Origin of the sequence: Nocardia mexicana NBRC 108244, from assembly GCF_001613165.1 — a bacterium.
Taxonomy (GTDB): Bacteria; Actinomycetota; Actinomycetes; order Mycobacteriales; family Mycobacteriaceae; genus Nocardia; species Nocardia mexicana.
Map to the genome: position 1 here is coordinate 64,153 of NZ_BDBV01000027.1, position 24,597 is coordinate 88,749.

Annotated in this window: 25 protein-coding genes; 7 read left to right on the forward strand and 18 right to left on the reverse strand. The window is 70.4% G+C overall.

All coding sequences use genetic code 11. The features are described from left to right. Positions 1–50: 50 nt before the first annotated feature. Genes hisH through hisD form a run of 4 tightly spaced genes read right to left on the reverse strand, consistent with a single transcriptional unit; the run spans position 51 to position 3,755 of the window. Positions 51–680 (reverse strand): imidazole glycerol phosphate synthase subunit HisH, encoded by a 630-nt coding sequence (hisH, locus tag NM1_RS11420; protein WP_068017922.1) that lies wholly within the window; start codon positions 678–680, stop codon positions 51–53. Further along, entirely contained in the window at positions 677–1,291 is a 615-nt protein-coding gene (hisB, locus tag NM1_RS11425) for an imidazoleglycerol-phosphate dehydratase HisB (RefSeq protein ID WP_068017927.1), read from the reverse strand. Before hisB ends, hisH begins: the two co-directional genes overlap by 4 nt. Further along, complete coding sequence (locus tag NM1_RS11430) at positions 1,288–2,421, reverse strand: histidinol-phosphate transaminase (protein WP_068017928.1); 1,134 nt, start codon at positions 2,419–2,421, stop codon at positions 1,288–1,290. Before NM1_RS11430 ends, hisB begins: the two co-directional genes overlap by 4 nt. Next, entirely contained in the window at positions 2,418–3,755 is a 1,338-nt protein-coding gene (hisD, locus tag NM1_RS11435; RefSeq protein WP_068017930.1) for a histidinol dehydrogenase, read from the reverse strand. Before hisD ends, NM1_RS11430 begins: the two co-directional genes overlap by 4 nt. 311 nt (positions 3,756–4,066) lie before the next feature. Between hisD and NM1_RS11440 the strand changes: the two genes are divergently transcribed. Continuing rightward, positions 4,067–4,489 (forward strand): YjdF family protein, encoded by a 423-nt coding sequence (locus NM1_RS11440; RefSeq protein WP_068017932.1) that lies wholly within the window; start codon positions 4,067–4,069, stop codon positions 4,487–4,489. A gap of 150 nt (positions 4,490–4,639) precedes the next feature. On the opposite strand, the gene NM1_RS11445 is transcribed toward NM1_RS11440, so the two are convergent. Then, complete coding sequence (locus NM1_RS11445) at positions 4,640–5,242, reverse strand: maleylpyruvate isomerase family mycothiol-dependent enzyme (RefSeq protein ID WP_068017935.1); 603 nt, start codon at positions 5,240–5,242, stop codon at positions 4,640–4,642. A 380-nt stretch (positions 5,243–5,622) separates the two neighbouring features. Continuing rightward, positions 5,623–5,910, reverse strand: coding sequence for a putative quinol monooxygenase (locus tag NM1_RS11450; protein WP_068017938.1), 288 nt, complete (start codon positions 5,908–5,910; stop codon positions 5,623–5,625). Between the two features lie 140 nt (positions 5,911–6,050). On the opposite strand from NM1_RS11450, the gene NM1_RS11455 reads away from it, so the two are divergent. After that, positions 6,051–6,908: a helix-turn-helix transcriptional regulator gene (locus tag NM1_RS11455; RefSeq protein WP_068017941.1), complete on the forward strand. Its 858-nt coding sequence runs from the start codon at positions 6,051–6,053 to the stop codon at positions 6,906–6,908. 125 nt (positions 6,909–7,033) lie between these two features. Here the strand turns inward: NM1_RS11455 and NM1_RS11460 are convergent, their stop codons facing one another. The 6 genes from NM1_RS11460 to NM1_RS11485 form a co-directional block, all read right to left on the reverse strand. Continuing rightward, positions 7,034–8,596, reverse strand: coding sequence for a serine/threonine-protein kinase (locus NM1_RS11460; RefSeq protein ID WP_068017944.1), 1,563 nt, complete (start codon positions 8,594–8,596; stop codon positions 7,034–7,036). 242 nt (positions 8,597–8,838) lie between these two features. Then, a complete protein-coding gene (locus NM1_RS11465) occupies positions 8,839–10,596 on the reverse strand; it encodes a penicillin-binding transpeptidase domain-containing protein (RefSeq protein WP_068018184.1) in 1,758 nt (585 codons plus the stop codon). A 140-nt stretch (positions 10,597–10,736) separates the two neighbouring features. Then, on the reverse strand, positions 10,737–11,603 hold the full coding sequence (locus tag NM1_RS11470; protein ID WP_068017947.1) for an arylamine N-acetyltransferase family protein: 867 nt from the start codon (positions 11,601–11,603) through the stop codon (positions 10,737–10,739). 96 nt (positions 11,604–11,699) lie between these two features. Then, a complete protein-coding gene (locus NM1_RS11475) occupies positions 11,700–12,641 on the reverse strand; it encodes an NAD-dependent epimerase/dehydratase family protein (protein ID WP_068017955.1) in 942 nt (313 codons plus the stop codon). A 111-nt stretch (positions 12,642–12,752) separates the two neighbouring features. Then, the gene (locus NM1_RS11480; RefSeq protein ID WP_114699599.1) at positions 12,753–13,754 is read right to left on the reverse strand and encodes an alpha/beta hydrolase family protein; all 1,002 of its coding nucleotides are present in this window, start codon (positions 13,752–13,754) and stop codon (positions 12,753–12,755) included. Positions 13,755–13,986: 232 nt separating this feature from the next. Continuing rightward, complete coding sequence (locus tag NM1_RS11485) at positions 13,987–15,237, reverse strand: FAD-dependent monooxygenase (RefSeq protein ID WP_246011359.1); 1,251 nt, start codon at positions 15,235–15,237, stop codon at positions 13,987–13,989. A gap of 42 nt (positions 15,238–15,279) precedes the next feature. Between NM1_RS11485 and NM1_RS11490 the strand changes: the two genes are divergently transcribed. The 3 genes from NM1_RS11490 to NM1_RS11500 all read left to right on the forward strand — a co-directional run bounded on the left by NM1_RS11490 (position 15,280) and on the right by NM1_RS11500 (position 17,763). Further along, positions 15,280–15,615 (forward strand): ArsR/SmtB family transcription factor, encoded by a 336-nt coding sequence (locus NM1_RS11490; protein WP_068018187.1) that lies wholly within the window; start codon positions 15,280–15,282, stop codon positions 15,613–15,615. A 144-nt stretch (positions 15,616–15,759) separates the two neighbouring features. Then, a complete protein-coding gene (locus NM1_RS11495; RefSeq protein WP_068017968.1) occupies positions 15,760–16,932 on the forward strand; it encodes a winged helix DNA-binding domain-containing protein in 1,173 nt (390 codons plus the stop codon). A 420-nt stretch (positions 16,933–17,352) separates the two neighbouring features. Then, positions 17,353–17,763 (forward strand): tellurite resistance TerB family protein, encoded by a 411-nt coding sequence (locus NM1_RS11500; RefSeq protein ID WP_068017971.1) that lies wholly within the window; start codon positions 17,353–17,355, stop codon positions 17,761–17,763. Positions 17,764–17,789: 26 nt separating this feature from the next. Here NM1_RS11500 and nadC read toward each other — a convergent pair whose 3' ends face one another. Genes nadC through nadA form a run of 3 tightly spaced genes read right to left on the reverse strand, consistent with a single transcriptional unit; the run spans position 17,790 to position 21,477 of the window. Next, entirely contained in the window at positions 17,790–18,650 is an 861-nt protein-coding gene (nadC, locus tag NM1_RS11505) for a carboxylating nicotinate-nucleotide diphosphorylase (RefSeq protein WP_068017973.1), read from the reverse strand. Between the two features lie 33 nt (positions 18,651–18,683). Then, the gene (locus NM1_RS11510; RefSeq protein ID WP_068017983.1) at positions 18,684–20,435 is read right to left on the reverse strand and encodes an L-aspartate oxidase; all 1,752 of its coding nucleotides are present in this window, start codon (positions 20,433–20,435) and stop codon (positions 18,684–18,686) included. Positions 20,436–20,451: 16 nt separating this feature from the next. Beyond that, positions 20,452–21,477, reverse strand: coding sequence for a quinolinate synthase NadA (nadA, locus tag NM1_RS11515; protein WP_068017987.1), 1,026 nt, complete (start codon positions 21,475–21,477; stop codon positions 20,452–20,454). Positions 21,478–21,553: 76 nt separating this feature from the next. Between nadA and NM1_RS11520 the strand changes: the two genes are divergently transcribed. Both NM1_RS11520 and NM1_RS42180 read left to right on the forward strand, forming a co-directional pair. Continuing rightward, on the forward strand, positions 21,554–22,312 hold the full coding sequence (locus NM1_RS11520; protein WP_068017990.1) for an NUDIX hydrolase: 759 nt from the start codon (positions 21,554–21,556) through the stop codon (positions 22,310–22,312). Positions 22,313–22,378: 66 nt separating this feature from the next. Further along, positions 22,379–22,654, forward strand: a complete 276-nt coding sequence (locus tag NM1_RS42180) for a hypothetical protein (protein WP_147288993.1) — start codon at positions 22,379–22,381, stop codon at positions 22,652–22,654. A gap of 8 nt (positions 22,655–22,662) precedes the next feature. On the opposite strand, the gene NM1_RS11530 is transcribed toward NM1_RS42180, so the two are convergent. From NM1_RS11530 to NM1_RS11540, 3 genes are all read right to left on the reverse strand, one after another. Further along, positions 22,663–23,637, reverse strand: coding sequence for a MerR family transcriptional regulator (locus tag NM1_RS11530; protein WP_084519448.1), 975 nt, complete (start codon positions 23,635–23,637; stop codon positions 22,663–22,665). Between the two features lie 106 nt (positions 23,638–23,743). Then, a complete protein-coding gene (locus tag NM1_RS11535; protein WP_211339410.1) occupies positions 23,744–24,301 on the reverse strand; it encodes a P-loop NTPase family protein in 558 nt (185 codons plus the stop codon). A 21-nt stretch (positions 24,302–24,322) separates the two neighbouring features. Next, positions 24,323–24,502 carry a hypothetical protein gene (locus tag NM1_RS11540; RefSeq protein ID WP_068018001.1) on the reverse strand — a complete coding sequence of 60 codons (180 nt, stop codon included), beginning with the start codon at positions 24,500–24,502 and terminating at the stop codon, positions 24,323–24,325. Positions 24,503–24,597 lie beyond the last annotated feature (95 nt).

A 24,597-nucleotide genomic window follows, 5' to 3' on the forward strand; every position in this document is an offset into this window, starting at 1 on the left:
CACACTCCGCCGGTGACGGCGCTGCTCCCGGTGCGAGATGCCGCGTTCGGCTACAGGGCCTTCACCCAGTTGCGCAGGAGCTGGGCACCGGCGTCGCCGGACTTCTCCGGGTGGAACTGCGTGGCGCTGAGCGGGCCGTTCTCCACGGCCGCGAGGAAAGGGCCGCCGTGCTCGGACCAGGTCAGCTTCGCCGGGGCCAGCGGGCCGCCCTCCGGAAGGTCCCAGGTGCGGGCCGCGTAGGAGTGCACGAAATAGAAGCGGGTCCCGGGATCCATCCCGGCGAACAACACCGAATCCTCCGGGGCCCGCACGGTATTCCAGCCCATGTGCGGCAACACCTCGGCGGGCAGCCGGTCCACGGTGCCGGGCCACTCCGCGCAACCATCGGTCTCCACACCGAATTCGACGCCGCGCTCGAACAGGATCTGCATCCCGACGCAGATGCCGAGCACGGGACGCCCGCCCGCGAGGCGCTTGCCGATGAGGCGGTCGCCGCGCACCGACAGCAGCCCGGCCATGCAGGCGGCGAAGGCGCCGACGCCCGGCACCACCAAACCGTCCGCGTTCAAGGCGATTTCCGGATCCGCGGTCACCGTGACGTCGGCACCGGCACGGATCAGGGCGCGGTTGGCCGAGTGCAGGTTGCCGGAGCCGTAGTCCAGCAGCGCGACGGTTGTCACAGCGTCCCCTTCGTCGACGGCACCCCGGTCACCCGCGGGTCGAGCTCGACCGCGGCGCGCAAAGCCCGTGCCACGGCCTTGAATTCGGCCTCGGTGACATGGTGCTGGTCGCGGCCGTAGAGCACCCGGACGTGCAGCGCGATGCGGGCGTTGAGCGCGATCGACTCGAAGACGTGGCGGTTGAGCACGGTCGAGTAGGGCGCGCCCGGGCCGTTCGTCGGAATCACCGTGTGCAGCAGGTGATCCGGTTCGCCGGTGTGCACGCAGTACGGCCGCCCCGACACGTCGACGGCGGCGTGCGCGAGGGTCTCGTCCATCGGGATGTAGGCGTCGCCGAAGCGGCGGATGCCCTGCTTGTCGCCCAATGCCTGGGCCAGCGCCTGGCCGAACACGATCGCGGTGTCCTCGACCGTGTGGTGCGCCTCGATCTCGATATCGCCCTCGGCTCGCACGGACAGGTCGAAGCTGGCGTGCGCGCCCAATGCGGTCAGCATGTGGTCGTAGAACGGGACGCCGGTGGCGATATCGGTGCGGCCGGTGCCGTCGAGGTCCAGCTCGACGACGATGCTGGACTCCTTGGTGGTGCGCTCCACCCGTGCGGTTCGGTTCACAGTCGCCCCTCCAGTTCCGTAGCGGCCAGTTTCGCGCTGACGCGCAGGAATTCGTCGTTCTCGGCCGCCAATCCGATGGTGACCCGCAGGTGCCCGGGGATGCCGACATCGCGGATCAGCACGCCCTCGTCCAGATACCGCTGCCAGGCGGCGGGCGCGTCGGCGAAGTGGCCGAACAGCAGGAAGTTGGCGTCACTGGGCGAGACCGCGTAGCCCAGCTCGCGCAGCGCGGGCACCACCCGATCCCGCTCGGCCGCCAATTCCGCGACGCTGCCCAGGGTTTCGTCGGCGTGCCGCAGCGCCGCCCGCGCCGCCGCCTGCGTGACCACCGACAGGTGGTAGGGCAGCCGCACCAGCAGCATCGCGTCGATCACGGCCGGGGCGGCGGCCAGATAGCCGAGGCGGCCGCCGGCGAAGGCGAACGCCTTCGACATCGTGCGCGTGACAACCAGTTTCGCGGGGAACCGGTCGATGAGCTCGATCGCGCTGGGGGCGCCGGAGAATTCGCCGTAGGCCTCGTCGACCACCACGAGACCCGGTGCGGCGTCGAGGATCCGGACCAGATCGGGCAGCGCGATGCTGTGCCCGGTCGGGTTGTTCGGGCTGGTCACGAAGACCACATCGGGTCGGCGTTCGGCGATCGCCAGCACCGCGTAGTCGATATCGAGAGAGAAGTCGGCGTTGCGCTTGGCCTCCACCCACTCGGTATCGATGCCCTCGGAGATGATCGGGTGCATCGAATACGACGGCACGAACCCCAGCGCGCTGCGCCCGGGCCCGCCGAACGCCTGCAGCAACTGCTGCAGGATCTCGTTGGAGCCGTTGGCCGCCCACACGTTCGCCACGTCCAGCGCCACCCCCGTCTGCCGGGTGAGATACGCGGCGAGGTCGGTGCGCAGGGCGATCGCGTCGCGGTCCGGGTAGCGGTGCAGATCGGCCGCCGCGGCCCGGATCGCCTCCGCGACATCGTCGACGAGGGCGCGGGTCGGCGGATGCGGGTTCTCGTTGGTGTTCAGCTGCACCGGCACGGTCAGTTGCGGTGCGCCGTAAGGCTTCTTGCCGCGCAGGGTGTCCCGCAGCGGCAGATCGTCGAGCGTGACGACGGAGCCCGGGACCGGCTGCGCGGTCACGACAGCGCCTCGAACCGCGCCTGCACGGCCTGGCCGTGCGCGGGCAGATCCTCGGCGTTCGCGAGGGCGACCACATGTCCCGCAACGTCTTTCAGCGCGGTCTCGCTGTATTCCACGACGTGGATGCCGCGCAGGAAGGTCTGCACGCTCAGGCCGGAGGAGTGCCGGGCGCATCCGGCGGTCGGCAGCACGTGGTTGGACCCGGCGCAGTAGTCGCCCAGGCTCACCGGGGACCAGGCGCCCACGAAAACCGCTCCGGCACTGCGGACCCGGGCCGCGACGGCGGACGCGTCGGCGGTCTGGATCTCCAGGTGCTCGGCGGCGTAGGCGTTTACCACGCGCAGGCCCTGATCGATATCGTCGACGAGGACGGTGCCGGACTGCTTGCCGGACAACGCTTCCGCCACCCGGTCGCGGTGCTTGACGACCGCCAGCTGGGTGGTGATGGCGGCGTCGACGGCCTCGGCCAGCTCGGCGCTGTCGGTGACCAGCACGCTGGCCGCCAGCACGTCGTGCTCGGCCTGGCTGATCAGGTCGGCGGCCACGTGCACCGGGTCGGCGGTGGCGTCGGCGAGGATCGCGATCTCGGTCGGTCCGGCCTCGGCGTCGATGCCGACCAGGCCGCGGCACAGGCGCTTGGCGGCGGTGACGTAGATATTGCCCGGGCCGGTGATCATGTCGACCGGCGGCAGCTGGGCACCGTCGGTATCGGTGCCGCCGTAGGACAGCAGCGCGACCGCCTGGGCGCCGCCGACCGCCCAGACCTCGTCGACGCCGAGCAGCTTCGCGGCGGCGAGGACGGTCGGGTGCGGGAGCCCACCGAACTGCTGCTGCGGCGGCGAGGCCACCACCAGCGACTCGACGCCGGCGGTCTGGGCGGGTACCACGTTCATCACGACGCTGGAGGGATAGACGGCATTGCCGCCGGGCACGTACAGGCCGACGCGTTCGACCGACACCCAGCGCTCGGTCACCGTGCCGCCGGGGACCACCTCTGTGGTGGTGTCGGTGCGCCGCTGGTCGGCGTGCACCGCGCGGGTGCGCTCGATCGCGACCTCCAGTGCGGCGCGCACCTGCGGGTCCAGCTGCTCGAGCGCCCGGTCCAGCTCGGCGGCCGGGACGCGCACCGACGCGGGCACCACGCCGTCGAACCTCTCGCTGAATTCCAGTGCCGCCTCGACACCCCGGTCGCGAATCGCCTCCACGACCGGCCGCACGTGGTGCAGCACCGAGTCGACGTCGACTCCCCCGCGCGGCAGCGCGGTGCGCAGCTCGGCGGCGGTGGGAGTGCGACCGCGCAGATCGACGCGGGCGAGCTCGATGCGGGATGTCATAGCGGTGCGGAATCCTTGTCTGTGCTGGTCATCACACCGAAGCCGGAAGGCCTCGGGCCGCCTACCAGACTATCGGGTCGGCCCAGTGATTTATCCCGCCGCCTCCGGAGTCACCGCGCCGCATCCGCCCGGGCGCGAACAAATCACTCGCCGGTGGCCGGGGGCGCCGGTAGATTCGTGGCCGGACGAGCGAAAACACAGCCCGGTTGGTAGTCCGGGCGGCCGTGCGCGGCTCAGTAACCTCCCTCCCAGGGTGTCCGGCCCGTCCTCTCATCGCGGCACAGGCCGCACGACAACCATGGGAGGAAACGATGCCGAGCACGTTCAGCGTGTATTTCGACGGCCAGTTCTGGGTCGGTGTCCTCGAGATCACCGACGAGTCCGGCGTGCGCGCGGCACGCCATATCTTCGGCCCGGAGCCGACAGGACCCGAGCTGGAGGAGTTCGCGATCCGGCACTACGGCCGACTGCTCGACCGCGCGCTCGCCGCGCCCGCGGTCGCCGCCGACAGCCGCCCGAAGGCTACGGTGAACCCGAAACGCCTTGCCCGCCAGGCCGCTCGGGAGCAGGCTTCCCGCCCCCTCACCTCCGCCGCCCAGGACGCCTTACGTGTCGCGCACGAGCAGGCGGGCCATCTCAACCGCGCCGCCGCCAAACGCCGCCGCGCCGAGGACGCCGACCACCGCCGCGAACTGGCCGCCCGCAAACGAAAAGCCAAGCGCCGCGGCCATTGACGGCCCCACATTCCCGCACCCCTTGCATGTTCCCGCACGCCCTGCAGAGGCCTGCAAGGGGTGCGGGAACGTGCAGGGGGTGCGGGAATGGGCTGGCGCGGATCCCTCAGGCCGGAATGGCGGCATTTCCCTTCTCGCTGGGGGACTTGGTCAGGTGAGGCGTTGGCGGAGGGTGGGGACGCCGTCGCCCTCGAGGTCGGCGAGGGCGGCGGGGCGGCCGACCATGACGAGGGCCAGGGCCTCGGCGGGGCCGCGGACTTCGGGGCCCTCGCCCTGGGTCCAGTCCAGGTCGGTGGCGGCGAAGTGCAGGCCGCGGGTGTAGCGCCGGGGGAAGGCGAAGGGGTCGGGGTTGGCCAGGACGGCCCGGAGCCGTTCCGGCGGGACCTCGCGTTCACGGCCGAGCGGGCGGCGGATGTCCTGCTGATGCACGAACGTGTCGGCGAGGGCGAGGCCGGGCGACATGCGCGAGAACCAGCCGTCCGGGCCCGCGAGCCGATCGGTCAGGGTCGTGGTCGGCAGCGGAGCCATCTTGCGCACCAGGAGCTCGTTGACCCGGTCGACCGAGAACCGCCCCCGCACCAGGAGCCCGGTGTAGGACGACAGCGTGACCGTGTCGGTCTGCAAGTGCGCCACCACATCCCGCACCCGCCAGCCCTCGCACAGCGACGGCGACTCCCACTCCTCCTCGGACAGGGTGCGCAGCAACGAGACCAGCTCGGCGCGCTCCGCCCTGAGCATCAGCCGTGTATTCATCACGAAAGGCTAACCGGGACAACGAGTGCGGCGATACCCCCATAGACGACGCGATTGCGCCAACGGCGTCGGGAGGCAGTGCCGCTTCCATGCGTGGCGAGGTCCCGTCGTCGCGGCCCAGGGGCCGCGACGACGGGAAATGAGGGAGCCGAGGGGCCGAGCCAGGGAGCTGGGCGAGCGCGAGACGATCTGGGCGAGCCCGAGGAGCTGGGCGAGCCCGAGAGAAACCGGCCCAAGGGAACCGAACGGCCCAAGGGAGCCGGCCGGGGCGGGGAGCTGGGCGAGCCCGAGGCGAAACCGAATCGCCCAGGGAACCCGGACGAACCCAAGGCAGAACCAGCCGGACCAAGGGAACCCGCACGGGCAGGGAGCCAGGCGGGTTACTCGGGGGTGAGGCGGTGAATTGCCAGGGGCTCGGCCAGGATCTCGTCGAACACCTCGGCCACGTGCTTGAAGTGCTGCGTGGTGAAGTGGGCCTCCAGGGCGGCGGCGTCGGTCCACTCCTCGACGACGACCAGGTGCGCGGGGTCGTTCGGGTTCACGAAGGGCTGGTAGCTCAGGCAGCCGGGTTCGGCCAGGGACGGCTCGATCATCGCTTCCAGCGCCGTGCGCAGGCGGTCCTCGCGACCGACGGCGGCGCGGCATTCGGCGACGACATGCAGGCTCATGGAATTCGCTCCTTCTTTTCGGGCCGGACGACTCCGGCAGGATCCACTCTCGCCGCCTGGACCGGCCGCAACCAGAGCCGCGGCAGCCTGGGCACGGCACGACCAGGCAGCGCCGAATCCCGGCCCGGCATACTGGCGGCATGCTCGATCGACGCTCCGAACTCGGTGAATTCCTCCGCTCCCGCCGGGCACGACTCCGCCCGGACGAGGTGGGCCTGGCCACCCACGGCACCCGCCGCCGCGTGCCGGGGCTGCGCCGCGAGGAGCTGGCGCTGCTGGCCGGGGTCAGCGTCGACCATTACGTGCGCCTGGAGCAGGGGCGCACGCTGCAGTTCTCCGAATCGGTGCTGGACGCGGTCGCCCGGGCGCTGCGGCTGAACCCGGTCGAGCGCGAGCACTTCTACCGTCTGGCCCGCCCGTGGTCCGGCGAGGAGACGGCGGGCAACCAGCAGGTGCGCCCGGGCCTGCGGCGGCTGCTCGACTCGGCGGCCGACCTACCCGCCTACATCGTCGGCCGCGGCACCGACGTGCTGGCCTGGAACGATCTGGCGGCCGCGCTCATCACCGACTTCGGCGCGCTCGCCCCGCACGACCGCAACCTGGCCCGGCTGGTGTTCCTCGACGAGGGCATGCGCGAACTCTACGAGGACTGGGACGCCAAGGCCGCCGACGTGGTCGCGTATCTGCGACTGGATCTGTCCCGCCATCCGGGCGATCCGCAGATGGCGGCGCTGACCCACGAATTGTGTGACGCCAGTGCCGAATTCCGCGAACTGTGGGACCACCACGAGATCAAGGACAAGACCCACGGCCGCTACGCGTACGTGCACCCGGTCGTCGGCCGCATCGAGCTGAACTACGAAACCCTGCGCCTGCCCGACGATCCCGACCAGGCCTACATCGCCCACACGGTGGATGCGGGCACGCCGTCGGAGACCGCACTACGACTGCTGGCGAACTGGGCGGCGGGCATCCCGGCGAAAAGCATGCCGGGATAAAGATAGAAAAGCCACATGCAGGGAAAGGGATAGAACAGCCCCATGCCGGATGATCCGCCCGTGCATTTCCGGCGCGATGGCCCGCCCGCGCATTTCCGGCGCGCTTTCGGCCGGAATCCCTGCCGCTACTTGGTGTCGCTGTCGATCAGGAGGCGGCCGCTGCCCGCGTCGATGACGCGCAGCTGTGCTTCCTTGCTCTTGCCGCCGTAGCTGACATTCGCCACCGACATGTCCACGGAGCCATCGGAATTGGTGCTGCTGCCGCCGCGCGCGCCCTCGATGGTCGAGTACCGCGTGATCCGATTCTGCGTCCAGTAGGTCTGGAAGGCCTGCTGACTGCCGTAGACCTGCTGTGCCGCCGGGGTCAGCCGGTTCCAGGCATCGGAGAACTGCTGTTCGACGAGTTCGCCGTAGAACTTGTCGATCATGTCGGCGGCGCCGCCGACCGTCGCCTGCCCGACGCTCTTGGTCTGCCCGAGCGCGCCGGAGCTGGGCGTGCTGCTGCGGGCCGGGGCGCTGGTGGCGGCCGAGCCGCCCTGCGACGGACTGGTGCCCGTATTCGGCGGGGAGAACAGGAAATACAGTGCCGCCGCGACGATCCCGAGGCCCACGACGAATCCACCGATCAGCGCCCACCGGCGGCTGGGGGCGGGTGCGTCGGGCGGCGGCGCCGACGGCACCGGATTCGAGCGGGTGGCCGGGTGCGCCCCGGCGCGGGCGGGCCGCACCGGCGGCAGGTCCGGCTCGGAAACCGGTGCGGCCGTGGCCATCATCTCCGCGGTGGAGATATCGGCCTGGGCCGCACGGCGATCCAGGGTCGGGGTGGCGTGGCGGCGCGCGGCGGGCCGGTGCGTGGCCAGCATCCGGGTGGTCTCGTCGCCCGCTCCGAATTCGGCGAAATCGGCCAGCTCGTCGCGCACCTCGGTCATGCTGGGCCGATCCTCGGGCTCGAAGCTCAGCAGCGACAGCAGCAGATCGGTGAGCGGGCCGGCGTTGCGCGGCTCGCTGAGCTGGCCGTTGGCCGCGGCGTATAGCAGCGCCAGCGGATTCGGGTTGGTGCCGTAGGGGGGCTCACCCTCCAGCGCGTGGAAAAGCGTTGCGCCCAGGGCGAATACATCCGCGGCGGGGGTCGGCTCCGCACCGCGGGCCACCTCGGGCGCCAGATAGGCGGCGGTGCCGGAGATCAGGCCGGTGGCGGTGAGGGTGACGTCGCCCTTCGCCTTCGAGATGCCGAAGTCGGTGATCTTCACCGTGCCGTTCTCGCCGAGCAGCACGTTGCCGGGCTTGACATCGCGGTGCACGATGCCCGCCCGGTGCGCGGCCACCAGCGCCGAGGCGACCTGCTCACCGATTCGCGCCACCTGCGGCAGCGGCAGCGTGCCCTGCGACGACAGCACCACCGCCAGGCTCTGCGACGGCAGGTACTCCATGATCAGGCAGGGATCACCGCTGTGATCGGTGATGTCGAAGACGACGATCGCGTTCGGGTGCTGGAAGCGGGCGGCATTGCGGGCCTCACGGGAGGCGCGCTGCCGCACGATCTCCTTCTCGCCCGGCGGCAGGCTGGGCTGGGTGAGGATCTGCTTGATGGCGACGGACCGTTCCAGTCGCTCGTCGACGGCACGCCAGACGACGCCTGTGCCGCCGCTACCAATCCGCTCGACCAGGCGGTAATGCCCTGCGATCACTTGGCCGGTTTCGATGGCACTACTCCGAGTTCTCCGCGATCCGTGACTTACCGCGCACGGGGTTGCCCGCGCGTTCCTCGGACGAGTGTAGCGGGCCCGACGGGCGGGTCTGTCGCCGGAGCGACATCCGTGTGAAATATGTACGAATGCCCTGAGATGCGGGTGAGATCACGGTGCAATCGAGCTGAGATACCGTGTGTTCTATATCACTTTCGGGTCACTGTTGCTCTGATGTCACAGGGTCAGCCCTGGGCCCGCAGGAAGCGCCCCGCCGCATCCACCGCCGGGCCGGAACTGCCCGCGTCGCTGACGAATACGGCCACCGCGAGATCGCCGTCGATGCCGACGAACCAGCCGTGCGCATGCTTGTCATCGATGTACTCGGCGGTGCCGGTCTTACCGAGCATGCCCGGGATATCGCGCAACTGGGTGGCGGTGCCGCCGGTGATCGTCTCGCGCATCATCGCCTTCACCTGATCGGCGACGGTCTGCGGGAGCGGCTCCGGGGTCCGGTCGGGCACACCGGGGCGTCCCGCGACGATGGCGGGGTTGGGCACCGAACCGTGGGCCAGCGACGCGGCCACCAGCGCCATGCCGAACGGCGAGGCGGTCACCTTGCCCTGGCCGATCCCCTCCTCCACGCGCAGGGCGGGCGTATCGGCGACCGGCACCTTGCCGGTGACGGTCGTCATGCCGGGTGCCGTGAAGTCGATGCCGAGCCCGAGCTGGGCGGCCGCCTTGGTGAGGCCGTCCGGTGGCAGGTTCACCGCCAGCCGCCCCATCGTGGTGTTGCAGGACCTGGCGAACGCCGTGTGCAGCGGCACCGTGCCGAGGTCGAAGTTGTTGTCGTTGGGGATCTGTCGGCCCTCGATGTTCTCGGTGCCGGGGCAGGGCACCATGGTGTCGGGGGTGACCTGGCCGGTCTGCAGCGCCTCCGAGACGGTCACGGTCTTGAATGTCGAACCCGGCGGGTACAGGCCGGTCAGCGCGATCGGGCCCTGGGCGTCGGCGGGCGGATTCTGGGCGAGGGCGAGCAGATTTCCGGTCGAGGGCTGCATGACCACCATGGCCGCCGGGGTCGGGATGGGCGCCAGTGCGGCGTCGGCGCTGCGCAGCATGCCGGTGTCGAGGGTGCTGGGGATGTCGGCGACCGGTTTCGGATCCTCCCCGCCGACCCGCTGCGTCCCGCCCGCGGTCGTGGCGCGCACCGCCCATCCCGAGGCCGCGTCGGTGTTCTGCTGCCACAGCTCCGACAGCCCCGACAGGGTCGGCGAGTTCAGCTCCCTGTCGGTGGCGAGCAGACGGGTCTGCGGGGCCAGGGTGACATTCGGCAGCGCGGCCAGGCGGTCCTGGATCGGATCCAGGTCGGCCTGGCGCAGCGCGACCGCGGTGACCAGTTTGCCTTGCGCCCCGGCCAGTTCCGCCTGCAGCGATGCGGCGCTGATGCTGTTGTCGAGCGGATTCAGCAGCGCCGCAACGGCATTCACATCGGCACCCGGGGCGACATTGACGAGCGTGACGACCTGCTCGGTCAGTAGGTCCGCACCGGACCGATCGAGCACTCGCGCAGCGGGATTCGGGGATACGGCGCTATAGCTCAGCGGCCCGGCGTCCAGGCCGGGTGCGACGGTCGCCGGATTCCAGCGGATCTTCCAGTCGTCCCCGGACTCGTCGGCCGCGCCGGTGGTCCGGTACGTCCACTGGTTCTTGCCACCCGGGCCGAGCTTCCAGGTCGCGGCGAGGGAGAAGGTGGCGCCGTTATCGGTCTTCTCGATCTTGTCGACCTGGAAGTGCACGTCCTTGCCGAGGCTGTCGTACAGCTTCGCGACGGTGGCCGACGCCTGCGCCGGATCGTTGGTGACGGCGGCCGCCGCGGCGGCATCGTCGCGGTTGAGGGCGTCCGCGAAATCGTTCACGGTGCTGTCCAGGCGGTCGGCGGATTTGTCCGAGCAGGCGGCCAGGGCCAGGACGGGGGTGGCGAACAGGGCGAACAGTTTCATACCGGTGCGCACCCGCCCGACCCTACCGGCCGAAAGCGCCGGTGCACGGGAGCGCTCGCGCGGCTGGACAGAACTCGCGATCAAGTCAGTGGTACAGCGCGGGCGAAGCGACCAGCGTTGCACTGACCAACGCGATCAAGTCAGTGGTACAGCGCGGGTGACGCGACCAGCGTTGCGATGTCGTCGCCCTCGAGCTCGATGTCGAAGACCTCGGCAAGCGTCTTCGGCAGTTCGGACGGTTCCAGGTCGCGGGACTGCGAGCTGCCGTCCGGGTACTCCGACATCCAGGTGGTGCCGTCGATGACGTGATGCACCTCCGGCAGGAAACGCTGCACGTACGGGCGGGTCACGAACGGCGACCGCGGGGATGTGGAGACGAAGTGGTTGCCGACCGCGTAGTCGATGCGGTACTGCGGATTCATCGTGAAGGTGTAGCGCGCGAGCCAGCCGTCGCGCGCGAAGTGGTGCACCGCCCACAGCTCGCTGTCGAGCTCGCCGCGGGTGCGCTCCACCCGCAAGCGCCACTCCCCGGCTTTCACCTCGCCGCGGTCGGGGTTCAGCTCCAGTGGCTCGAGCGGCCCGGCGCCGAATCCCACGTCGCACAGCCACACTCGGTCGTCGTCGGCCGTGGTGACCCGGGCCAGCGCATGGGTCGCCGGGCGCAGGCCGCTCGGCGCGCCCATCTCGATGCGCCCGCTCAGGCCGGTGACGCCGAAGCCGAGCCGTTCCAGGGCGGCGGCGAACAGGCCGACGTTCTCGTAACAGTATCCGCCGCGACGACGCCGGATCATTTTGTCCTGCAACGTTTCCAGATCCAACGGAATCGAGCGGCCCAGGATGATCTCCAGGTTCTCGAACGGGATCGACGTGGTGTGGGCGTACTGCAGCTGCCGCAGAGTCTCGAGCGTCGGCCGGCGCTCGCCGGTGAACCCGATGCGGGCGAGATACGCGTCCAGGTCGAGCTTGTCACCGTCCCAGTGATAGGCCGGGTCAGCGGGCTTGTTCATGGCGCCTCCACTTCGAGTTCGTCCGTTATGTGCTGGTTTCTGTCCGGAAACAACCGCACTCTGCCCGAACATGTTCCGGGAGGCCAGCGATATATGTCACCGCGACCGGGCCAGCGTGGCGACACCCTCCCGGAAGCTCGGCAGGGCCGGACGCCACTCCAATTCGGCCGCGGCCTTCGCGTTCGACACCCGGATCGACATCTCCAGCATCTGCCGGGCCACCAGCGGCGCACCCATGCGCACGAGCCGGTCCGGCAGCCGCGGCGGCTTCGGCGCACCGAACGCCCGCGCCAGCTCGGTGAACATCGCGCCCCAGCTCGCGGGCTCGTCGTCGACGACGTTGTACGCCGCGCCCGCCCGGCCACGGTCCAGCGCCGCCACGGTCGCCGCCGCGGCGTCGTCGACATGGATCCAGCCGGTCGTCCCGGTTTCCCGGCGCGGGAGCGGCAGCAGCCTCAGCTTCAGCATCCGCGCGAACACGTCGGAGGCGCCCGGACCGTAGAAGAACCCGTACCGGAGCGCGACCGAATCGATTCCCGGCGCCCGCGCGGGCAGGTCCTCGGCAGTGCGCAGCGCCGCGAGGGAGGCATCGATGAGGCTGCCGTCCGGCCTGCCGAACTCGGCATCCTCGGTCACGGCCGCGGTGCCGTGGTCGCGCAGGCCGTAGCCGAGGATCAGCGACTGGGTCACAAACCGTTGCGCGCCTATCGTTTTCGCGACGTCCAGCAGGTTCCGGGTGCCGGTGGTGCGCAGGTCGTTGGTCTGCCGCAACCCCGGGCTGCGGTAGTGCGTGGGCGGGGAGCGACGGTAGGCGGTCAGCTCGTGGACCACCGCGTCGGCGCGCACGCCCGCCACCGCGCGCAGCAGCCCGGCGCGGTCCAGCACATTCGCGACGATCGGTTCCATACCGAGTTCCGCGAGCCGCCGCGCGCCGCCGGAACTCCTCGTCAGCGCGACGACCTCGTGCCCGGCCTCCCCCAGCCTCCGCACCAGCGGCCTGCCTATCGCTCCGCTCGCACCGGCCACCACCACTCGCATGGGATACCTCCCCTCCGTCGTGGGCATACTTCCCCGACGATAACGATGGGATGGTGCGTGCGGGGGTGCTGTGAGGCGCGGTTGCTCCCCAACGCGTTTCCGGGCATGGTGTCAGGCCGCGCATTTGGCGCCGGGCGGTGCCGGTGGTGCCGTGGCGACGCCGCGGGCGACGTCGACGAGGTAGTCGCGGTCTCCCCCGTCGACCGGTTCCGTGCCGCCGAGGAGGCGCTCGACGACGCAGCCGCCCTCGAAGAAGGCCGGGCCCACGCCGTGTTCGCCGGGAACTACCGTGCCGAACAGGTCGGTGCCGGTCGCGATGGTGTACAGCGAGGTCGGCCTGCCCGCCGTGGTGAGGGCCGCGCGCATTTCCAGGCTGTTTTCATAGGGCACCAGGCTGTCGGCGGTGCCGTGTACCAGGAAGGCGCGGCGCACGCCGATCCTGTGCGCCTGCAGGGCGGGCGAGCGCTCGGCGTAGGCCTGCGGGCAGACCACCGGCGGGCAGCCTCCGGCATCGCGTTCGATCTGCCCGCGAAGCTCCGGGCCGATCCGGTCGGCACCGGCCCAGGCCGTGAAATCGTCTGCGGGACCGAAGGTGTCGACCCAGTAGTCGAACAGTCCCGGCGGCGCGGATGCCGCCGCCAGCCCACTCGTGAGGCCGCCCTGGCTCCAGCCCCACAGCACGGTCCGCTCGATCGAGGGATGCTCGTCGCGGTACCGGCGGGTGGCGGCGAGCACGTCGTCGCGGCCCGCGCGCAGATTCCAGTCGCCGGTGCGCCAGACGCTGTCGGCGCTGCGCATATCCATCGACAGCAGCGGCACCTCGGTGCGGCGCACCAGGGCGCCCAGGTAGTCCGCGAAGTCGGCGGAGGTGTTGTCGTGGCCGTGCACGGCCACGATGAGGCTCCGGGGAGCCGTGTCACCTTCGGCGCACCTGTAGGGCTCGTAGACGCGACCCGTGGCGGGCTCACCGTCCACGGTCAGCGTCACCGGCCGCACCGCGACTCGGACCGCGCACCCGGGCTCCGCCGAAACCTGCGGCGCCACAACGCCTGTCGCCACCAGCACGGCAAACAACAGCAGCACCCGCACCGACCTACCGTATCGACGCCTCATCACCGCATCATCGCACCCGGCGGTGTCGGCCCGGCGCCACCACCGAGTACGACATCCGACAGGTCGTGCCGCCTCCCCTGCCCTCATCCCGGCGCGCGGCGGGGAGCGCCGGACGCTATCCACGCCGCCGACCGCGACACCGATCATTCACACATTCACGATGGCCGTTGACATGAGCCTGCAACACATGCGTTGGCACGTTGTAGCGACGACCACTTGCGGTACGCCGCCGTCATCCGTCTTGGGTTCCAGCAGCTACACGGGGTTTCCGGTTTACGGTTTCGCGAGAAGTGATCCGGTTCGTGCGACCGACCGCGCGACCCACCGTGTTGCGTACCACGAGGCCTGGTCGGGTGCTGGGCACCAGGACTCTGGCGAGCAGGTCGACGCGTCGCTGCCGCGGACGCACTTCGCGGCGGAGCCGCGACTCGTAGGTGGCGAAGGCGCGAGCGTGATCGTCGTGGTGGGCGGCGAGTTCTTCCGCGAGGGCGTACGCACCTGCCATCGCGATGCTGGATCCGTCGCCCAGCAGGGCCGTGGCCGCCGCCGCGTCCCCGAGCAATACGACCCGTCCGCGGGACCACGAGAGCATCCGGACGGTCGTCAGGGGGTCGAAGAACGGGGCTGGATGGTCGAGGTACGCCGCCACGAGTTCCGGTGCCCGCCACCGCACGTCGGCGTACGTATCGGCCACGATTTGCTTGTGCAGAGCGATGTTTTTGCGGTCGTGGGGCGCTGGCTGCGCGGCCCGGAAGGTGAAGATCGCGAGCGGCGTGGTGCGCGAGGGGTGGACGACCAGCATCCGGTTGGGCACGGTCAGCATCGTCAACTCGCTCGGATCGTCGATGGCGTCGGGTTCCAGCGGGACGGTCGCGCCGTAGAGACCCAGGTCGCTCACGAACTGCCGCTCGGGCCCGAACACCAGACGCCGGATGGTGGAGTGCATCCCATCGGTACCGACCACCAAGTCGAAACGCCGCGGCGCGGACCGTCGAAAGGTGACGTCGACCCCGCCCTCGTCCTGACCGAGTGCGGTGACCGTGTCGTCGAACACGAACTCGGCATCGCCGCGCGCCGACCGGTGCAGTACCTCGGACAGGTCGGCCCGGGTCACCTCGACCGTCGGCGCCCCTACCGAGGAGTTGGGAAGTCGCAGGACTCGTTTGCCGGCCGGGTCGAGCAGGGTCAGCGACCGATTGCGGGTGGCGAGCTCGCGCAGCTGCGGAAGGATGCCCATACGCTCGGCGACCGGCATCGCGGGCCCCTTCACGACGATCGCGCTGCCACCGGAGCGCAGCTGCCGGGCATGCTCGACGACGGTCGGCCGGTATCCGTTGCGGGCGAGCCAGTACGCGAGCGCGGGCCCGGCGATTCCGGCACCGACTATCAGCACCTCGGGCTTCTTCATGACAAGACCTCTCGGAGCGTCGACGACCACATCCCGCCGTCTAGGTACGATCAATTTCGTACTCGAGTAGAACATGCCACTGAGGTACGATGCAAGACGTACCTAAGGGAGGTGTCCGTGGCCGGAACGAACCTGGTCGGCCCAGAGGTCGATGCGCTCGAGCTGGGCGTGGTGCTTCGCGCTCTCGCTGACGAGCACCGTCGTTCGGTAATGACGGAGTTGGCCGCCGACCACACCGACAGCGAGCGAGGGTGTAACTCGTTCGCTCTCCCGATCTCGAAGCAGACCCAGACCCATCACTTCCGGGTCCTGCGCGAAGCAGGCCTCATCGACGAGATCGACTACGGCAACCGCAAGGGCATCCGCCTCCGACGCACCGACATCGAGAGCAGGTTTCCCGGCCTGCTCGCGCTCCTGGAAGCCGAACACCAGGACGGTACCGCCCCTCGCTGAACAGAGCCCCTCGTCTCACGGTCGGTGCCAGCTGAGCTGACAGCGGCCTCCCACATGAGGTCGGCCTTCCCGGCGCGCACCGGTGCCGGCACGTCCGGGCTGTGTGGATGACGGGTGCGGCTGTGGTGGGACTAGGATTCGTTCATGCGTTCGATGGATACCGGGCAGCGGCGGGCACGGCTGGGGGAGCGGCAGCTGCTGGCACCTGCCGTACGGGTGGACGATGCCGCCGCGGTCGCCGAGGCGATGGTGGCGTTGCATGCCACCGATCCCGCGACGGTGTTCCTGTCGGTGGCCGCGCGCGGTCGCGGCCTCGAGCCCGCGCACGTGGAGAAGGCGCTCTACGAGGACCGGACGCTGCTGCGCATGCTGGCCATGCGGCGCACCATGTTCGTGGTGCCGGTCGCGCTGCTGCCCGCGCTGCAAGCCGCGGTCGCCGACGGGCTGGCGGTCAAGCAGCGCCGCACCTACGGGCGCTATCTGGAGCAGGCCGTCGACGGGGATATCGCGAGCTGGCTGGCGGAGGTGGAGCAGGAGACGCACCGTGAACTGCTGGCCCGCGGCAGCGCCACGGGGGCGCAGCTGTCCGCCGCCGTCCCGCGGCTGCGCACACAGATCGACACCGCGCCCGGCAAGGCGTACTCCAAGCCGACCAACATCACCACGTGGGTGCTGGTGATGCTCGGCTGCGCGGGGCATATCGTGCGGGGCCGCCCCAACGGCAGCTGGGCCAGCAGCCAGTACACCTGGGCGCCGATCGAATCCTGGCTGCCCGCAGGGGTTTCCGCGGTTCCGATCGAGCAGGCCCGCACCGAACTCGTGCGCCGCTGGCTGTACACCTTCGGCCCGGCGCCGATCGGCGACCTGAAGTGGTGGACCGGATGGTCGCTGGGCGACGTGCGAAAGTCCCTGGCGCACCTCGACATCGCCGAGGTCGACCTCGACGGCACCACCGGCATCGCCCTGGCCGACGACCTCGACCCGGTGGCAGCGCCCGAACCGTGGGCGGCGCTGCTGCCCGCCCTGGATCCCACGCCGATGGGCTGGCAGTCCCGGGACTGGTTCCTCGGCCCGCACGCACCCGCGCTGTTCGACCGCAGCGGCAATATCGGCCCGACCGTATGGTGGGACGGGCGCATCGTCGGCGGGTGGGCGCAGCGCAAGGACGGCGAGATCGTATGGCGGCTACTGGAGGACGTCGGCGCCGACGCGCAGGCACGGATCACGGCGGAGGCCGAGCGCATGGGCGCGTGGTTCGGCGAGGTGCGCGCGATACCCCGGTTCCGCACGCCGCTGGAGCGTGAGCTGACCGCCTGAGCCGGTTCGATCGCCCGGCGGCGAGATCGCCTGTGGCCGAGATCACCTCGAGAATTCGCGCGGCCGCCGCACACCGGCCGCAACCGGAGCCCGTCGAATGCTCGGCGGGCCGATTGTCTCGCGGCCGCATTGTTCGCGCCGACGCGGATCGGTGCGGCCGCCCGCTCCCTGGCCTTGGCTTCGGCGAAAGCGCCAGTGGCTCTGCGTATTTCATGTCGAAAGCAATAGCTTCGGCGTTGCCGCTCGCGGCCCTGCTGCCCGAGCCGCCGCCCCGCAACCACCGGCGGTCGGGAGTCTCGGCGCCCCCACAACTTCCGGGGCTTTTCCTGTCGGTGATCTCTGTTAGCGTCTGCCTGTCGATGTTCAGGTCCGATAGCCAGGTCATGCGGGGTCACCGGGCAGATCCAGGGGGTTAGAACCATGCCGCTTGCCAGCGCTACGCCGGAAGCCTTGCGCAACACCATGTTCCGCGACGCCGCCGTGGGTGTGTGCGCCTTGGTCAGCGCCACCGGCGCCGCCGACCCGGCCGACCGGAGCCGGGTCGCCGACCGTGTCGGCGCCGCACCGGTTCTGGACCACTTCCCGGCGCAGGACCTGCGAAACCTGTTCGAGGACAACTGGCTCCGGCTCACCCTCGATCCCGCGTTCGGCCGGGCGTACGTGCTGCATCAGGTCGCCCGGGTCACCGGTCGACCCGTCCAGGCCCGCGCCGCCGTGCGGGTGGGTATCGAAATCGCGGAACCTGCAGGAGCATTCGACACTCGCGAGGCCGCCGCCTTGCGTGAATGCTGCGGCGTGCTGCGGCTGGCCCCGGACGAGTTCGGCCTCTGAGCGCGCTCCGGCCCGCCGGCCGCCCGCTACATGTCGAGACCGAGGTCGAGCACGCGCACCGAGTGGGTGAGCGCTCCGACCGCGAGGTAGTCCACGCCCGTGCGGGCGTAGTCCGCGGCGGCGTCCAGCGTCAGCCCGCCCGAGGATTCGAGCTTCGTCCGCGGGGAGCGGGCGTTGCGGCGCTGCACCGCCGCCTGGGTGGCCCACAGCGGGAAGTTGTCCAGCAGCACCAGTTCCACGTCCTCGGCCAGCACCTCGTCGAGCTGTTCGAGGCTGTCCACCTCGACCTCGCAGGTGATATCGGGGGCGAGTTCCCGCACGGCGCGCAGGGCCGCGACCACCGAACCGGCGGCGACCACGTGGTTGTCCTTGATGAGCGCCGCATCGCCGAGGCCCATGCGGTGGTTGACCCCGCCACCGGCGCGCACCGCGTACTTCTGCAGGGAACGCAGCCCCGGCAGCGTCTTCCGGCTGTCGCGGACCCGGCAGTGCGTCCCGGCCATCGCCGCCACCCACTCGGCGGTGGCGGTGGCGATGCCCGAGAGATGGCACACCAGGTTCAGCATGGTGCGCTCCGCGGTCAGCAGTCCGCGGGTCGGCGCGAGGAGGTCCAGCACCGAATCTCCGGGCGCCACCCGGGTGCCGTCGGAGACCCGCTCGGTGACCTCGTAGCCGCCCGCGCCGATCACCTCGTCCAGCACCAGCAGCCCCACGTCCAGCCCCGCCACGGTCCCGTGCTGCCGCGACACCATCGACGCCTTCACCACGGCGTCGGCGGGAACCGTTGCCGCCGTGGTGATGTCGGGTCCGTACCGCAGGTCCTCGTCCAGAGCGGTACGGATCAGCCGCAGCGTCTCGTCACGGTCGAGTTCGGCGTCCAGGGCCATCACTGCACTCCTTCGTTCAACTGCTCGGCCAACTCATGCTCGCGACGCCGCGAGGTGATCCGGTTCCCCGGTCGTCCCCGCGCCCTCGGTGGCCAGTTTCGGGCGGCCGTCCGCACCGAGGCGGACGGGGAGGCTGCGGCGCAGTTCGTCGCGCGACTCGGGGTGATCGGAGCGGGTGTGACAGCCGCGGCTCTCGGTGCGCGCGGTCGCGGCGACCAGGAAGGCGCGGGCGGTCAGGGTGAGCGACGCGTCTTCCAGCGCCGTGACCACTCGCGCCATCGCCCCGGCCCGGCCCGGTTCCGGCAAGTCTCCCGGGTTACCTTCCAGCCCTGTGTTTTCCGTGTCCTCGACCGCGTGAGCGCCGTCGTCGAACGCGGCCGGGGCGACGGATTCCGGATCCCTGCCGTCCACGCCCGCTCCCTGGGACGGGCCGATCGGCTCCGCCAGCAGCTGCAGCAGGCGCAGCACCGCCGATCGCATGCCGTCGCCGTCACGCACGACCGACGCGTGTTCGGTCATCAACTCCTGCAGGGACTTCCGGTTCGCGCGGGGGAAGGTGACGGCCCCGAGTTCGGTGATGCGGTCCGATTCGCCGAGGCGTTCCGCCGCCGCGGCACCGGCCCGTCCGCCGACCACCAGACCCTCGAGCAGGCTGTTGGACGCGAGGCGGTTGCCGCCGTGCAGGCCGGTGCGGGCGACCTCGCCCGCGGCGTACAACCCGGGCACCGCGGTGCGGCCGTGGGTGTCGGTGACGATGCCTCCGCACTGGTAGTGCGCGGCGGGCGCCACCGGGATGAGGTCCACGCGCGGGTCGATCCCGACCTCCGCACACGACGCCGTGATCGTCGGAAAGCGTTGCGCGAACCCGTCGATCATCCGCGCGTCGAGGTAGACGTGATCGGTGCCGGTGGCGTGCATGCGCGCCGCGACCGCCCGCGACACCACATCGCGGGGTGCGAGGTCGCCGCGCGGGTGCACACCGTCCGTCACCGATGTACCGTCCGAATCGACGAGCACGGCGCCCTCACCACGCACCGCCTCACTGATCAGCGGCCGCCTGCCGAGACCGCCGGAGGCGAACAGCACCGTCGGATGGAACTGCACGAACTCCAGATCGGCGACCGCCGCACCGGCCCGCAGCGCCAGCGCGATGCCGTCCGCGGTCGCACCGGCCGGGTTGGTGCTGCATGCGTACAGCTGGCCCAGGCCGCCGGTCGCCAGCAGCACCGCCGGGGCGTGTACGACGCCGAAACCCTTGTCCGACACCGCGATCACGCCGCGCACTCCCCTGGGCCCGGTGACGATATCCACCGCGGCGGTGCCGAACAGCACCGGCAGCCCGGCCGTGTTCAGTGCCCGCTGCACCTCCGCGCCGGTGGCGTCGCCGCCCGCGTGGATGATGCGGCGCGTGCTGTGCCCGCCCTCGCGGGTGCGCGAAATCTGGCCGTCCCGGCCCAGATCGAACACCGCGCCGAGATCGGTGAGCGCCGCCACCGCGTCCCGGCCGCCCTCGACGATGGACCGCACCGCCGCCGGATCGCACAGGCCCGCGCCCGCCGTGAGCGTGTCCTGCATATGCGCCTCCACCGAATCACCGTGCGGCGCAACGACGGCGATGCCGCCCTGGGCGTACTGCGTGGAGGTGTCGCCCGGGCCGCCCTTGCTCAGGGTCAGCACCCGCAGCCCGCGCAGCGAGGCCGTGCGGGCGGCGGTGAGACCGGCGACCCCGCCACCGATCACCACCAGGTCGGCGTCCGCCTCCCAGGCGATCGACGGGATACTCATCGCACGGACGCCCTGTTCACTCGCCGCCGCCTGGGTTGCCGATGGCGATCATCCGCTGCACCGAACTGCGGCCCAGCGCGGCGGTTTCCGGATCGACGTGCACCTCGTCGCGGTTTTCCACGAGGCAGCGCAGCAGCGCCGCCGGGGTGATCATCTTCATGTACTTGCAGGAGGCGCGGTCGTTGACGGCCTGGAAATCGATTCCCGGTGCGGCCCTGCGCAATTGGTGCAGCATGCCGACCTCGGTGGCGACCAGCACCTGGTTCGACTTGGCCGCCCGGGCCGCGTCGATCATGCCGCCGGTGGACAGGATGTGCACCCGGTCGGCCGGGAAGGCGCCCTCACCGGCCAGGTACAACGCCGAAGTGGCGCAACCGCATTCGGGATGCACGAACAGCTCCGCGTCCGGGTGGCTGCGCGCCTGCTCGGTCAGCTCGTCGCCGTTGATGCCCGCGTGCACGTGGCATTCACCGGCCCAGATGTGCATGTTCTCCCGCCCGGTCACGCGCTTGACGTGCGCGCCCAGGAACTGGTCGGGCAGGAACAGCACCTCGCGGTCGGGGTCGATGGACGCCACCACGTCCACGGCATTCGAGGAGGTGCAGCAGATGTCGGTCAGCGCCTTCACCGCGGCGGTGGTGTTCACATACGACACCACCACGGCGCCGGGATGTTCGGCCTTCCACGCGCGCAGGTCGTCGGCGGTGATCGAGTCGGCCAGCGAGCATCCGGCCCGCTGGTCCGGAATCAGCACGGTCTTCTCGGGACTGAGGATCTTGGCCGTCTCCGCCATGAAGTGCACGCCGCAGAACACGATCGTGTCCTCGGGCGCCTCGGCCGCGATGCGCGACAGCGCCAGCGAGTCGCCGACATGGTCGGCGACGTCCTGGATCTCGGGCAGCTGGTAGTTGTGCGCCAGGATGGTCGCGTTGCGCTCGCGCGCGAGGCGCTTGATCTCCTGCGCCCACTCCGGGGTGGCCTCCACCCCCGAATATCCCGACGGACCGTCCTCAACGCGCCCGGCAAACGTCATAGTCGCCATGGTCTGGCTCCTTCCTCATGCGCTCGGCAGCCTCGCCGATTCGCATCCACCAGGTTTTCGACTTACAATCGAAAACGTGGCCCATAGTAGCACCATTCACGAATCGCTCACCGCGGTGTTCCAGGTTCGTCGCTTCCCCGACACCATCACCGCAGGTCAGGATGCCAGTGCACCGGTGGACCCCGAGTCACCGCGGTGCGCACCGGGCTGGCACACCGAACTGGCGGTGTTGCTGTGGGAGCGGGCGATGGAGCCGCAGACCGGCACCTGGTCGCTACCCGGCGGCCGCCTGCGCGACGACGAGGATCTCGATGTCTCGGCCCGCCGCCAGCTCGCCGAGAAGGTCGATGTGCGCGAGCTGTGGCATATCGAGCAGCTGTCGGTCTTCAGCGATCCGGACCGTGTCCCCGGCCCGCGCCGCATAGCCTCGGCCTACCTCGGGCTGGTCCCGCTGTCCGCCGACCCCCATCTGCCGCCGGACACCCGCTGGCATCCGGTCTCGTCGCTGCCGAACATGTCCTTCGACCACGGCACGGTCGTCCATCACGCCCGCACCAGGCTGGCAGCCAAGCTGTCCTACACCAATATCGCCTTCGCCCTTGCTCCTTCGCATTTCACCATGTCCACGCTTCGCGAGATCTATTGTGCCGCTTTGGGATACGAAGTCGATACCACCAACCTGCAGCGAGTCCTGAGCCGCCGCAAGGTGATCACCCCGACCGGCGACACCGCCTCCCCCGGCAAGGCGGGCGGACGGCCCGCCGCCGTCTACCGCTTCACCGACGACGAGATCAGGGTGACCGACGAATTCGCCGCGCTGCGGCCGCGCGGGTGAACCTTCCTATCTTGCCGCCTTCTGATGTACCGTTATTTAACGGCACGCTAAGCGTCAGGAGGCGAAATGCTCGGTCTGGAACGTCGGCTCGGCCGACGGCGGCAACCAGGTCTGGAACATCGGCTCGCTCAGCTCATCGAGGAGGCGAGAGACTCGGGCGACGGCGCGACCGTCGAGCGTGTGAGCGGTCTGCGGCACGCCCTCGGCTTCCTGGATCAGGAGCTCGCGACCACGACCGGCACCACCGCTCGGCGCCGGGAACTCGGCAGGCTGCGCCGGGAAGTGGGACTGCTCCTGGCCGATGCGCATGCGCGCGCCGTGCTGGCGCGGGATTTCGGGTAGCCCGGCCATCAGACCGGTGAGGGCAGCGACGGCTCGCCGAGGCCGGCGGCGCGTGCGCCCGGCAGAGTGTGTGCCTCGGCGTCGACCGATCGGGCCAGCCCGTCCAGTAACCACAGCTGCAAGGTACCGAGAGTGACTGGGGCATCGGTCAATTCGCCGACCAGCTGCCAGTAGCGGAGGGTCCCCGGATCGCGCTCCGCGGCCAGGTAGTCGAGCAGGAAACGCCGGAACTCGGGCGTATCCCCGACCTTCCGGGCCGCCGCGTGACTGGCCACGAAGTGGTCGAGCACGGCGCCGGGGCCCGGCCGGGCGCCCGCGCGCACCAGCGGTTCGGCCAGCTGACACGCCTCGCCCACACCCGCGAGCAGGGCGGTGTCCGCGCCGGTCGGCCTGTGCCCCAAGTGCATTCGTGTCACCAGTCGGCCGGTCAGGGACCGATTGCCGATCAGGCCGACCAGCTCGGCGTAGGCGACGGCCTGTTCGACCGTCGGTTCCCTCGGCGGTGCCGGAACGCACATCTCGACGAACGAGTCGAACAGGTCGGCGGGTAGGCGGCCGTCGAACAACCGCCGCCAGAAGGCGATCACCGCATCGCGCGCCGCGATCGGATCCTCCACCGCGGCAAGCAGTTCCACGCATCCGCTGATATCTCCGGCCACCGTGCCCTCGACGGCGGCGAGCCGGGCCCGCCGCCATGCGAGCACCGTCAGCTGATCGTCCACCGCGGTGCGCTCGGCCGCGACGGCCTCCGCGATCGAGCGCTCACCCTCGAGCACGGAGGCGATCGCGGGCAGTCCGAGCCCGAGCCCGCGCAGTCGCCGCACGAGTGCGAGGCGGTCGACCGCCGCGGGCGCGTACCGGCGGTGCCCGCCGGAGCTGCGCACCGATTCGAGGATCCCCTCGTCGCTGTAGTAGCGGATCGTCCGCACCGGAACGCCCGTCACCTCGGCGAGCTCCCCGATACCCAACGCCGTGCGCCGCATCCGAACCTCCACCTGCCAGTGGCTTCCACGATACGGCGACCGGTCACCCCGGCGCTCCGGCCGATCCGAGAATCACCCGAGATCGCCGCCACAACTGCCCCGTGGACTACGTGCGTGGCAGCCGGGTGAGCCCGGCCATAAATGCCTCGGCCTCCCGGTGAGACCGCACGCGAACGAAGTCGATGTGCCCGTAGGCCGGGTCTGTCTGCGCGGCCGCGTAGCGTGCGCGATTCCCGGCATGGGTCGTCCAAGCCCAGACGATCACCGATCGTTCGGGATCGGTCGACAACATGTTTCGCCAATCCTCTCGATTGCCGTTCCACAGCTCGCGGCCCGTGAGTGATCGGCCTACCGTGCGCTTGACGATCTGCAGCATGACCCGCGCACGCGGCAGGTCCAGCCAGACCACGGTGTCCGCGCGCTGCCACACCAGGTCCCCGAGCTTCCCCCGGTAGTTGCCGTCGACCACCCAGGCATCCTGTGCGATTCGCTCGGCGACCACGGCCCGGAACTCGTCCGCGGGCATGGGCGTCCAATCTGCTTGATGATGGATGGCGTCGAGTTCGATATGCGGGATCCCGAGCCGCCGCGCAATGCGGCATGCCAGTGAACTCTTTCCCGAACCCGACGTGCCCACCACCGAGATCCGGCGTTGCACGGTCACCGACGCATTATCCACTCGGGCTCAGTAGCGCTGTCGATGCTTCACGACGCGGCGGTATGCCGGCTTGCTCGGAATCGGTTGCGCACCATTGGATCTGCGCAACTCGTGGCGCCGGCGCCAGGCGGTGAGGTCGGCGCGTTCGCCCGCCTGTGCCGTCGTCGCGTCGCCGTGCGCGTGCTCCGCCCGGCGTGTCTTGCCCATCGCCGCCTCCTTCCGCTTCGATCGCGACCACGGTAGCGATCGGCGCCCCGGGCGGCCAGCGAATTTCGTTCCCGATCGGCGGCCGGTGGTGGGAC